We start from the raw sequence: 11066 nt of genomic DNA, 5'->3' as shown, positions 1-11066 counted from the left end.
GCGGCCGCCCTGCGCCGTGAACGGGCCGGCGCCCTCCCGTGACCGTATCTGCGCAGCCGACGGCTCCCACCAGGCGGAACGTGTTACCTGACGGGAGCCCTACCGAGAGTTCAACGCGGACTCTTGATCCGGCGGCGGAACTCGGCGAGCGCGGATTGGACGACACCGTTGAGCCGCTGCAGTTCGTCCTCGGTCGGCTCGCGCTGCAGCCCGATCTTGATCTGGAAGTCGCCGTCCTCGATCGCCACGTCGAGTTCGGCGAGCAGGCCGGCGGGCAGCCGGCCGAGGACGAACTCGCGGAACGCCTCGGTGACCGTCGACTCCAGGTCGTCGCAGCCGCAGGTCCGCCCATCCGTCAGCGCGGTGAGGTGGCTGCGCCCCATGATCGCGTCCGGGTGTACGCCGTCCAGCTCAGACAGGCCCTGCTCCAGCACCGTACGGGCCTCGGCGAGTCGTCCCGCGTGCTGCAGGAAGCAGCCCAGGGCGACTCCCGCCACTCCGAGCAGCTCCCGGTCAGCGCCCTGGCCTGCCTGCGCCACCGCCTCGGCCAGGCGCTGCTCCGCCTGGTCGGCCCGGCCGGCCGCTCGCAGGGCGACGCCCCAGTTGCGCAGCACCTGGCTCAGCAGCTCGGGGTTGCCGATCCGCTCCGCTCTCGCGTACGCCGACGCGTACGTGTCCAGCACGGCAGCCTCGTCGCCCGTCTCGGCCTGCGCCACCGCGAGACCCAGCATCGCGATGACGGCCTGCTCGGCGTTGCCCTGCCGGTCGTGGGAGGCCAGCACCCGCTGGATCGCCTCCACCCGTCCGGCCTGCTCACCGCTGTGGCGGCCGAGGTTGGCAAGCCTGGACAGCGTGTCGAGGGTCGCCTGGTGGTCCGGGCCGAGCCGCTTCTCCAGGGCGGCGGACAGGCCGGTGAGGACGGTCTGGTGCACGGCCGGGTCGCCCTCGTCGGTGCGGTCGACGGCTGACCGTGCCAGCAGTTCGACGATGCCGTCCGGCAGCTGCCGCAGGTCGGGGAACAGCGGCCCGGTGCCGCCCGCCCCCACGATCTCGGCCCGCAGCGCCAGCGTGGTGGCGAGCCGCTCGTGGCCGTTGCGCCAGAAATTGTCCATCGCCTGCTCGGCGACCTGCTGCGCCTGGCGCAGGTCGCCGCGCCGCAGCAGCACCTCGGCCAGCGGTTCGAGACCGAAGGCGTAGCCCGCATGCCCGCGGCCGTAGAAGACCCCGCGGTCCTGGGCGCACTGGCGCAGCTCGGCCTCCGCTTCGTCGAGCCGTCCGGCCATCCGCAGCGCCATGCCCAGGTTCATCCGGTAGGTCAGGTGGTTGCGCCGGTGCTGCGGATCAGCCTTGGTGGCTTCGGTGGCGCTGCGGTAGCACTCGATCGCGCGAGCCGTCTGGTCGGCGTTGAGCAGCACGTTGCCCAGGTCGCACTGGGCCGAGGCCCAGGCCGCGCTGCCGTGGCCGTGCGCGGCGGCGGCAGCGTCCAGCTCCCGCGTCATGAGGTCTTCGGCGTCGCCCGGGCGGCCCTGCTGCAGGAGGGCGAAGGCCGCTTCGACCGGGGTGGAGGCTGGTGTCACGGAGCGGGAGTCTAACCCCGCCGTGATCTTCGCGGGGGCGTGATCAGCGGCTCGAAAGGCGGGCGTTCGCCGCCGGAATGGCCGGCGAGCCCTGACGCCGTCCCCGGCATGCGCCCGACAGGCCGGGAAAACGAAGCGACAGCCCGCATGCGCAAGATCTACGGTCGGCGGCATGTATGAGAACTCCAGCTCACTCAGCTGGCGGCCGCTCGCCGTCGAGGACGCGAAAGCGGCGGCGGACCTGCTCAACGCCATGGAGACCGTCGACGGGATCGGCGACTACTACACCGAGGAGGACACCCTCCAGGAGCTGGTCGATCCGTACGCGGAGCTGGAGCGCGCCAGCCTCGCCGCCTTCGACGGAGACGTCATGGTCGGCTACATGAAGGCCAACTACCAGCCGGGCGCGGAAGAGGTCCATCAGGTCTACCTGGACGGCGGGGTCCACCCGGCCTACCGGCGCCGGGGCATCGGCACCGCGCTGCTGACGGCAGGCGTGGCGGCGGCCAAAGAGCTGCACGAGCGGTATCACCCGGCGCTGAAGCTCGTGGTCGACGCCAAGCGAGGAGAGCACATCCCCGGTGTGGCGGAGCTTTTCCGCGCCCACGGCTTCACTCCGGCCCGCTACTTCCAGCACCTGGAGCACCCGCTCGGCGACGCGGTCCCCGGCGCGGCGATCCCCGGGGGACTGCGGGTCGAGCCGTGGTCGGAGCAGAACGACGACGACTTCCGGACGGTGCGCAACGAGTCGTTCCAGGACCACTGGGGCACCGCCCCGATGCCGGTGGACTCCTGGAGGAGCAACGTCACCAACCACACGTTCCAGCCGGCGGTCAGCTTCCTGCTGCGCGAGGTCGCGACCGGAGTTCCGGTGGGCATGCTGGTGACCAAGTCGTGGGAGGCCGACACGGCGGCCACGGGCATCCGCGACGCGAACTTCTTCATCATGCGGACCCTCCGGGAGCACCGTAGCCGGGGTGAAGCCCGCGCGCTGGTCGGGCACGCGCTGCGGGCCGCCGCCGCACAGGGCTACAGCCGGGCCAGCGTACGAGTGGACTCGGCCAGTGCCGCCGGGGCGGTGGGCGTCTACGAGGAGGCCGGGTTCACATTGAAGATGCGGTTGGTGCGCTGGGCTCTCGAGGTCTAGCACTACACCTGGATCGCGTCGATCGAGCAGGCCAGGTCGTCGCTTGTAGCGCAAGGTTGCGGCCTGGGCCTGGCGTTGGCGGCGCCAAGCCGACCAGCGCGCGTACGCTGCGGTTCGCGGGTCCGCCGGGCGTCCCGGAATCAGCCGTCGTGGCGGAACAGGGCGGTCCACAGGAACTGCTCGCCGAACCGGGGCGAGTCGGCGGGCTCGTCGCGCATGCGGCGCAGCTCGACCTCGGTCAGGTCGGCGAAGATCCAGCGTAGTGCCTCCGGGGTGTATGCGACGCCGCCCTGCAGCCCGCCGTGCCGGTAGAACTCGGCGTCGGGCAGTTCGGAGCCCATCGCCCCGGCGGCGAAGCAGCTGAGCCCGAAATGGCCGCCGGGGGCCAGTATCCGGGCAAGCAGTGCGCGATAGCTGACGCGACGGTGCGGTGGCAGGTGGTGGAAGCAGCCCGAGTCGTAGACCAGGTCGTACGGCCCGGACGGGGCCGTCTCGGCGAACGCGTCGCCGCAGTGGAACGCGATGTCGAGTCCGGCCGCGGTGGCCCGGTCGCGGGCCCAGGAGATCGCGGCCGGGGACAGGTCGACGGCATCGACTTGAAAGCCCGCGGCGGCCAGGTACAGCGCGTTGCGGCCGGGGCCGCAACCGAGGTCCAGAGCGCGGCCGGGATTGACCAGACCTCGGTCGAGGTACGACACCAGGTTCTCATCGGGCTTGTCCGCGAAGAACGGCACGGGCCGGTCCCGGTCTGCGTAGAAGCCGTCCCACCAGTCGGCGCCGCCTCCCGGCGTCCACCGGTCGGCACCCGCGAGCAGCTCGTCCAGCAGTTTCAGCACGTCCTCGACGTCACGGATGTCGCGGTTCATCGGGTCTCCTTCCCGCCGGTCAGCCTAGTGCGGCCAGCCTGGATCGCGCCGCCCGCATGGATTGACCAGTTGTTCTGCGTGGCGACGCTGGCGACACTCGAGTCTTGGGCGGCTGGTCGGGACGACTTACTCGGCGGCCTCGGGGGCCGGTTCGCGTGGAAGGAGTCGCGGCTGCGGACGTCGCCTATGTGAAAGGGCCGTTGTCGTCAATCTACTGCGTACATCGTGGACAGGGCGCCGACCGTCGCGGTGATCCGGGCGCGCAGCGAGGCCGGCGCCAGGATCTCGACCTGACTGCCCAGGCGCAGGAACTGCATCTCGGCGTGGCTGTCGGACTCGATCGGCACCCGGGCCAGCAGCCAGCCGTCGGGCTGCGGCTCGCCCGCGGCGGCGGCCTCGGCGACGGCTCGCCCCAGCAGGTGCGGCAGGCGGTCCAGGGCCTGCGGGGCGAGGCGGATCACCGCCTCGCCCCGGTGCAGCCGCGACCGGAAGTCCTCGATGTGTGCCTGCCAGTGCGCAGCCAGGTCGAACCCGTCCGGCCAGGTGAACGTGTCGGGCCGCACCGTCAGCTCGCGGATCTGGCTGACCCGGAACGTGCGTATGCCCCGCTCGCCGTTCGCGACCAGGTACCACTTGCCCGCCTTGAGGACCAGCCCGTACGGCTCCAGCCGGTGCTCGGCCAGGGCGGTCCAGCCGTCGTAGCGGACGGTCAGCACCCGCTGGTGCCATACCGCGTCGGCGACGGCGGCGAGCTGGTCGGAGCTGTCGCCGTCCTCGTACCAGCCCGGAGCGTCGAGGTGGAAGCGCTGCCGCATCCGGTCCGCACGCTCGCGCAGCGCGTCGGGCAGCGCGGCGGACAGTTTCAGCTGCGCGGCGGCGACCGCCTCGGCCAGGCCCAGGTCGGCGGCGACGCCGGGCAGCCCGGCCAGGACCAGGCCGCGGGCCTCGGCGGCGGTGAGCCCGGTGAGCTGCGTGCGGTAGCCGTCGACCAGGGCGTACCCGGTGGGGTCGGCGTAGACCGGGATCCCGGCGGCGCTCAGCGCCTGCACGTCGCGGTAGATCGTGCGCACGGACACGCCCGCCTCGGCGGCGAGCTGGGCGGCGGTCTGGCGGCCCCGGCTCTGTAACAGCAGCACCAGGCTGAGCAGGCGGTCGGCACGCATGGCGGAATTCTGCCGGGCGGCACTGACATGGTCTGTCAGGGGTGCCGCCTTAACGTGCCGCACATGACGAACACCGATTTCGACTTCCTCGCCGGCCGCTGGCACAGCACGCAGCGGCGGCTGGTCAAGGCCCTGGTGGGCAGCGACGAGTGGTACGAGTTCGACGCGACCCTGGACTGCCAGGTGCTGCTCGACGGCGAGGGCGTCTTCGACGTGCTGCGCGCGCCGGAGCGCGGCCTGGAGGGCGTGACGCTGCGCCTGTTCAGCCCCGACGAGCAGGTCTGGCGGATCTGGTGGGCCTCGAAGGTCAGCGGCGGGCAGCTCGACGTGCCGGTGGTGGGGCGGTTCACCGACGGCACGGGCACGTTCGAGTGCGACGACGTGTGGGAGGGCACGCCGATCCGGGTGCGCTACGTCTGGTCGCGTACGCGAACCGAGCACCCGCGCTGGGAGCAGGCGTTCTCCACGGACGGCGGGCGCACCTGGGAGGTCAACTGGACGGCCGAGTTCCGCCGGGAGGTGTGAGCAAGGACAAGCCCGTCCTATCTACTAGTCGACAAAAGTCGATATCGAATTGCCCGGCGACACTGGCGGCTCGTAGCGTCCTGGCTACCGACAGCAACGTCCAGAAGAGAGTCTCGATGACCCTGCTCGAAGCCCCTCAGCTCGTCGTCAACAGCCGGATGCTCTACTTCGGCTGGGTGCCCGCCGACCCGGACGCGGTCGCGGCGCTGGTGCCGCCGGGCCTGAAGCCCATGGCCAACCGCCAGGTCTTCATGAACCAGTACGTCGTCGACGCTCCGGAACAGACCTCCGGGTTCGGCGCGTACTCGCTCACCTACATCGGCCCCGACCTGGAGGACGCGTACGCGCCCGACGGCGTCACCCCGGGCCGCTGGTGGACGCACTACTTCAACTCCAGCGCCGTGGTGCGCGACTACGCCTCCGCGCGCGGCGTCCCGGCGAGCGTCGGCACCACCACGCTGGACCTCCACGGGCACACGCTGACCGCCACCACGTACTCCGACGGGGTCCCGGTCATCCGCACCACGGTCCGCGTCGGCCACCAGCTCGGCGAGACCAGCCGCGGCCAGCTGCGCTACCTCACCGAGGTGGGCGGGCGGTTCACGGCGGGCAACTACCCGTTCATCTCCGAGCCGGTCGCCGACTTCGAGGTCGAGTCGCTGGAGTTCCTCGACCCGAGCCACTCGGTGTACGCGCTGCGCCCGGCGAACCCGCTGGAGATCACCTGGGGCTTCTACGCGCCGCGCGCCTCGTTCGCCTACCCCGGCGGCGAGACCGTGCTGAGCTGACCCGCGACCCGGATGCGGCGGTGGTGCGAACCGCCGCATCCGCACCCGGTCACCCCACGTCGAGGTCGGCCATCATGGCCATGTCCTCGTGCTCCAGGTTGTGGCAGTGCAGCAGGTACCGCCCCCGATACCCCTCGAACCGCACCAGCACCTGCACCACCTCGTAGGGCCGCACGTCCACGGTGTCCTTCCAGCCCGCGTCGATGGCGCGGGGCGCCCGGCCGTTGCGGCCGAGCACCTGGAAGCGGCCCAGGTGCACGTGCACCGGATGGTGGAAGTCGGAGGTCAGCGTCCACAGCTCGGTGGTGCCGAGCCGGGGCGAGGCCAGCGGCGTGCCGGGCGTGAACGGCTGGCCGTTGATCATCCACTGCTTGCCGTGCGGCCCCGGCCCGCTGCGCCGGAAGTCGAACCGCCGGCTCGTCACCGCCTGGGTCGCGGTCAGCGGCGGCACGTCCGCCAGGGTCGCCGGGACCGCGCTGTCGTCGGCCGCCCGGCGCGCCACCCGAAACCGCATGACGTCCCCGGCCGCGCCGGTGCCGAGCGCGTTGCGCAGCACCACCTCGGAGCCGATCGGGTACGCCCCGAAGTCGACGATCACGTCGGCGCGCTCGGCGCTCGCCAGCTCCACCCGGTCCAGCGGCTGCGACCTGGCCAGCAGGCCCAGATCGCTGCCGATCTGCGTGAACGCCGCGCCCGACGGCGGTGGGGGATCGAGCCGCAGGTCCAGCCGCCGGGCGTTGGCGGCGTTCAGGATCCGCAGCCGGTAGCGGGCCGCATCCACCTCCGCCTCGGGCCACGGCGCCCCGTTGACCAGGATCACGTCGCCCTCGACGCCCTGGTGGTGCGCGCCGGTCACGCCCGGCTCGCCGAGCAGGCTCGGGTCGCGTGAGGGGTAGTGGAAGGAGCCGTCCTCCTCGAACGCCCGGTCGCAGATCAGCAGCGGCAGCTCGCGCTCGCCGCGCGGCAAGGGCAGCGCGTCCTCCACCCCGTCGCGGACCAGGAACATCCCGGCCAGGCCCCGGTACACCTGCGGCGCGGTGAAGTCCATGCGGTGGTCGTGATACCAGAGCGTGGCCGCGGGCTGGTCCAGCGGGTACTCGTGCACGAACCGCTCCGGCGTCAGCCGCCACACCGACGAGGTATGGGCCGCGTGCATGCCGTGCGCGGCGTGGAACGTGCCGGTTAGCGGGGCGGGCACCACCAGGTGGGTGGGGTAGCCGTCGGAGTCGGCCGGGGTCGCCCCGCCGTGCAGGTGCGTCGAGGTGGGCACGGGCAGCCGGTTGACGATCCGCACTCGCACCGGGCTGCCGCTGCGCACGTCGAACAGCGGGCCGGGGAACATCCCGCCATACCCCCAGATCCCGGTCCGGAACCCGGGGATGATCTCCATCTCGGCCGGGCGCTGGACCAGCTCGTAAACACCGTCGGCTGCGGGCCGGGCCAGCGGTGGCCGGGGCAGCGGCACGGTGAACGGCTTCGGCAGCGGGATCCTGCTGGTCCGCCGCACCCACCCCGGCCTGGCGCTGCTGGCCACCGCCGTAGGGCTGTCCGGCTACTAATGTCGTCCGCAGTGCTCCGGCCTTCAGACCGGGGGTGAAGCGGATTTGCCCGCGTAGCGGGACAGTTACAGCCGCTTCGCCGTCAGGGCGGACCGGCGTCTGTCGGGATCAGACCGGTCGGTTCTGCTGCTCGATGTACTGGTGGAGGACGCTGATCGGTGCCCCGCCCACGGAGCCTGCGAAGTATGAGCCAGACCACAGCTTGTTTGCCCGGTAGTAGTGCCGTGCGAGGTCGGGGAACTCCTGGCGCAGGCGGCGCGAGGAGACTCCCTTGAGGCTGTTGACCAGCCGGGCCACGGCGACCTTGGGCGGGTGGTTCACCAGTAGATGCACGTGGTTGTTCTCGCCGTTGAACTCGACCAGCTCGGCCTCGAAGTCGGCGCAGACGTCGCGCATGATCTGTTCCATCCGGGACAGGTGCCGGTCGCCGAACACCTCGTGCCGGAACTTCGTCACGAAGACCAAGTGGACGTGCATCGCAAAAACGCAGTGTCTGCCGGTACGGATGCCTTCGAGCTCAGCCATAGACCAACATGATACGTTCGTGGTCGTGCAGCTGCGTTACAACTTCCGCGTCTACCCGACGCCCGGCCAGCAGATCGAGCTGGCGAAGGCGTTCGGGTGTGCGCGGGTGGTGTTCAACGACGGGCTGCGGCTGCGTCAGCAGGCCCGCGAGCAGGGCGGGAAATACCTGTCAGACGGGGAGCTGTCACGCCGTCTGATCACCGAGGCCAAGCAGACCGAGGCCCGGGCGTGGCTGGGCGAGGTGTCGGCCGTGGTGTTGCAGCAGGCCCTGGCGGACCTGAACACCGCATACCGCAACTTCTTCTCCTCGGTCACCGGCAGGCGCAAGGGCCGCAAGGTCGGCCCGCCGAGGTTCCGGTCGCGCAAGGACAACCGGCAGGCCATCCGGTTCACGAAGAACTCCCGGTTCAAGGTCTGCGACAACGGCCGCCTGCGCCTGCCGAAGATAGGCGACCTGCAGGTGCGCTGGTCGAGGAGCCTGCCCTGCGACCCGTCGTCCGTGGCGATCATCCGGGACGCGGCAGGCCGGTACTTCGCCTCGTTCGTCGTGACCACGGCCGCCGACGAGACACTGCCGCCGGTCACGTCCGAGGTCGGCATCGATCTGGGCCTGACCCACTTCGCCGTCCTGTCCGACGGTACGAAGACAGCCGCGCCGAAGTTCCTGCGCCGGGCCGCCCGCAAGCTCAGGCGGCTGCAACAGGCCCTGTCCCGCAAGCAGAAGGGCTCGGCCAACCGCGGCAAGGCCGTGGTGAAGGTCGCCCGCGCTCACGCGCGGGTGGCCGACACCCGGCGGGACTGGCAGCACAAGCTGTCCACGGCGATCATCCGCGACAACCAAGCGGTGTACGTCGAGGACCTGTGCGTTGCCGGTCTTGGCCGGACCCGGCTGGCCAAGAGCGTCCACGACGCCGGGTGGGCCGCCTTCACCGGCATGCTGGAGTACAAGGCCGCCCGGTACGGGCGCACCTTCGCCAGGATTGACCGGTTCGCGCCCACGTCGCAGACGTGCTCGGCGTGCGGCCGGCTCGACGGGCCCAAACCGCTGTCGGTCCGGTCGTGGACCTGCCCGTGTGGCACGGTTCACGACCGGGACGTCAACGCGGCGATCAACGTGTTGGCCCGGGGACGCCGGGACAACTCAAACGCCTGTGGAGCGCAGGTAAGACCGGCATCCGTGCCGGCACCGCGCCGGGAAGCAGGAATCCACCCGGACGCCGCGCGGTCCACGCGCAGCGTGGAGGGAATCTCCGTCCTTTAGGGCGGAGAGAGCGTCAATACATCGCCGACTACCCGCCGATCGGCCTGGCCGTGCCCGTCGCCGCCGCCCTGTACTCCGCCGCCGAGCAGGGGCGCACGCTGCTCGCGATCAGCGTCGGCTCGGTGCTGCTGGCCGCGTCCTGCTTCTTCCGGCTGCGCGACGGCGAGCAGCTCGCGTACCTGCTCGGCTACGAGCTGCCCTGGTCGGTGGCGGTCATGGCGGGCGCGGTCGCGCTCGGCGACGGCGTGCGCAACCGGCAGATCCGCCACGCCCAGCAGCGGCGGCGCGAGCAGGACCTGCTGGCGGCGACCCGGGAGCAGGCCGCCCGCCGCATCGCACACGAGCGCCTGCAGGTCGCCCGGGACCTGCACGACGTGCTCGCGCACACCACCACGGTCATCTCGCTGCAGGCCGACGTGGCCCGCGAGGCGCTGGACGACCGCGACCCCGCCACCGCGCAGGCGGCGCTCGCCGTCATCCGGGCGGCCAGCGGCCAGGCCACCGAGGAGCTGCGGGCCACCGTCGCGCTGCTGCGGCAGCCCGCCGAGCAGACGGAACGTACGCCGACGGGCGGTCTGGCGCAGCTGGACCGGCTCGCCGCCGCGACGACTGCCGCGGGGCTGCCCGCGACGGTGCGCGTGCACGGCGAGGCGGTGCCGGTGCCGGCGGTGGTCGACGCCACGGCGTACCGGATCGTGCAGGAGGCCCTGACCAATGCGGTCCGCCACGCGCGCGCCACCCGGGTCGACGTCGAGGTGCGCCACCTGCCCGGCCGGATCGAGATAACGGTCCAGGACGACGGCCGCGGTGACACCGGCGGCCACGGCGGCGGGCACGGGCTGACCGGCATGCGGGAGCGCGCCGAGATCGTCGGCGGCACGCTCAGCACCACCTCCGGGGCCGGGTTCGCGGTCCGGGCGGCGCTGCCGCTGCGGTTGGCGCCGTGATCCGGGTCGCGATCATCGACGACCAGCAGCTGGTCCGCGCCGGGCTGCGCGCGCTGCTGGAACGCGCGGCCGACATCACCGTGGTGGGGGAGGCCGCGGACGGGGAGGACGCGCTCGCCCTGTGCCGGGAGGTGCGGCCTGACGTGGTGCTGATGGACGTGCGCATGCCCGGCGTCGACGGGATCGAGGCCACCCGGCGGATCGCCGCCGCCGGGGACCTCGGCGGGGTCCGGGTCGTGGTGCTCACGACGTTCGACACCGACGCGCACCTGTTCGACGCGATCCAGGCCGGGGCCGCCGGGTTCCTGCTCAAGGACACCCACCCGGACGAGCTGCGCCGCGCCGTGCACGTGGTCGCCTCCGGCGACGCCCTGCTGTCGCCCGCGGTGACCCGGCGGGTCATGGCCGCCGCCGCCCGCGCGGTGACCAGCCCTCGGGACGAGCGGCTGGTCGCCGGGCTCACCGAGCGGGAACGCGAGGTGCTCGGCCACATCGGTGCGGGCCGGTCCAACGACGAGATCGCCACGGCCCTGTTCCTCAGCCCGGCCACCGCCCGCACGTACGTCAGCCGCCTGCTGGCCAAACTCGGCGCCCGCGACCGCGCCCAGCTCGTCGCGCTGGCCCACCGGGCAGGCGTGCCTCCGCCCGCCGGGCCTGTCTGAACCTGTGCACCCGGTCCGGGCGCCGCTCGCGGTCCGGGCTGCCGGC

Annotated in this window: 11 protein-coding genes; 6 read left to right on the top strand and 5 right to left on the bottom strand. The window is 72.1% G+C overall.

Going from position 1 to position 11066, the window contains the following annotated elements:
- Positions 1-110 precede the first annotated feature (110 nt).
- Positions 111-1577 (bottom strand): tetratricopeptide repeat protein, encoded by a 1467-nt coding sequence (locus tag CS0771_RS26435; RefSeq protein ID WP_212843517.1) that lies wholly within the window; start codon positions 1575-1577, stop codon positions 111-113.
- 172 nt (positions 1578-1749) lie between these two features.
- On the opposite strand from CS0771_RS26435, the gene CS0771_RS26430 reads away from it, so the two are divergent.
- On the top strand, positions 1750-2724 hold the full coding sequence (locus tag CS0771_RS26430) for a GNAT family N-acetyltransferase (RefSeq protein WP_212843516.1): 975 nt from the start codon (positions 1750-1752) through the stop codon (positions 2722-2724).
- 140 nt (positions 2725-2864) lie between these two features.
- On the opposite strand, the gene CS0771_RS26425 is transcribed toward CS0771_RS26430, so the two are convergent.
- Both CS0771_RS26425 and CS0771_RS26420 read right to left on the bottom strand, forming a co-directional pair.
- The gene (locus tag CS0771_RS26425) at positions 2865-3590 is read right to left on the bottom strand and encodes a class I SAM-dependent methyltransferase (RefSeq protein WP_212843515.1); all 726 of its coding nucleotides are present in this window, start codon (positions 3588-3590) and stop codon (positions 2865-2867) included.
- A gap of 206 nt (positions 3591-3796) precedes the next feature.
- On the bottom strand, positions 3797-4753 hold the full coding sequence (locus CS0771_RS26420) for a YafY family protein (RefSeq protein ID WP_212843514.1): 957 nt from the start codon (positions 4751-4753) through the stop codon (positions 3797-3799).
- A gap of 63 nt (positions 4754-4816) precedes the next feature.
- On the opposite strand from CS0771_RS26420, the gene CS0771_RS26415 reads away from it, so the two are divergent.
- Both CS0771_RS26415 and CS0771_RS26410 read left to right on the top strand, forming a co-directional pair.
- A complete protein-coding gene (locus CS0771_RS26415; protein ID WP_212843513.1) occupies positions 4817-5278 on the top strand; it encodes a hypothetical protein in 462 nt (153 codons plus the stop codon).
- 116 nt (positions 5279-5394) lie between these two features.
- Positions 5395-6066 (top strand): hypothetical protein, encoded by a 672-nt coding sequence (locus CS0771_RS26410; protein ID WP_212843512.1) that lies wholly within the window; start codon positions 5395-5397, stop codon positions 6064-6066.
- A gap of 49 nt (positions 6067-6115) precedes the next feature.
- Here CS0771_RS26410 and CS0771_RS26405 read toward each other — a convergent pair whose 3' ends face one another.
- Positions 6116-7531, bottom strand: a complete 1416-nt coding sequence (locus CS0771_RS26405; protein ID WP_212843511.1) for a multicopper oxidase family protein — start codon at positions 7529-7531, stop codon at positions 6116-6118.
- 202 nt (positions 7532-7733) lie between these two features.
- Complete coding sequence (gene tnpA / locus CS0771_RS26400) at positions 7734-8150, bottom strand: IS200/IS605 family transposase (protein ID WP_212843510.1); 417 nt, start codon at positions 8148-8150, stop codon at positions 7734-7736.
- Between the two features lie 19 nt (positions 8151-8169).
- Here tnpA and CS0771_RS26395 point away from each other — a divergent pair, with 19 nt between their 5' ends.
- The 3 genes from CS0771_RS26395 to CS0771_RS26385 are packed head-to-tail and all read left to right on the top strand — an operon-like array spanning position 8170 to position 11020.
- Positions 8170-9411 carry an RNA-guided endonuclease TnpB family protein gene (locus tag CS0771_RS26395; protein WP_212843509.1) on the top strand — a complete coding sequence of 414 codons (1242 nt, stop codon included), beginning with the start codon at positions 8170-8172 and terminating at the stop codon, positions 9409-9411.
- A 50-nt stretch (positions 9412-9461) separates the two neighbouring features.
- Complete coding sequence (locus CS0771_RS26390; protein ID WP_212843508.1) at positions 9462-10358, top strand: sensor histidine kinase; 897 nt, start codon at positions 9462-9464, stop codon at positions 10356-10358.
- Positions 10355-11020: a response regulator transcription factor gene (locus CS0771_RS26385; RefSeq protein WP_212843507.1), complete on the top strand. Its 666-nt coding sequence runs from the start codon at positions 10355-10357 to the stop codon at positions 11018-11020. The genes CS0771_RS26390 and CS0771_RS26385 overlap by 4 nt, the downstream gene beginning before the upstream one ends.
- Positions 11021-11066: the final 46 nt, after the last annotated feature.

This window comes from Catellatospora sp. IY07-71 (assembly GCF_018326265.1).
Classification (GTDB): Bacteria; Actinomycetota; Actinomycetes; order Mycobacteriales; family Micromonosporaceae; genus Catellatospora.
Note: the sequence above shows the minus strand (reverse complement) of the source record. Positions and strands in the feature narration are given on the sequence as shown.

Bases quoted from the DNA above. Each gene is read 5' to 3' on its own strand.
- CS0771_RS26415 (WP_212843513.1), top strand. From the start codon at position 4,817: ATGACGAACACCGATTTCGACTTCCTCGCCGGCCGCTGGCACAGCACG.
- CS0771_RS26430 (WP_212843516.1), top strand. From the start codon at position 1,750: ATGTATGAGAACTCCAGCTCACTCAGCTGGCGGCCGCTCGCCGTCGAG.
- CS0771_RS26425 (WP_212843515.1), bottom strand. From the start codon at position 3,590: ATGAACCGCGACATCCGTGACGTCGAGGACGTGCTGAAACTGCTGGAC.
- CS0771_RS26410 (WP_212843512.1), top strand. From the start codon at position 5,395: ATGACCCTGCTCGAAGCCCCTCAGCTCGTCGTCAACAGCCGGATGCTC.
- CS0771_RS26420 (WP_212843514.1), bottom strand. From the start codon at position 4,753: ATGCGTGCCGACCGCCTGCTCAGCCTGGTGCTGCTGTTACAGAGCCGG.
- tnpA (WP_212843510.1), bottom strand. From the start codon at position 8,150: ATGGCTGAGCTCGAAGGCATCCGTACCGGCAGACACTGCGTTTTTGCG.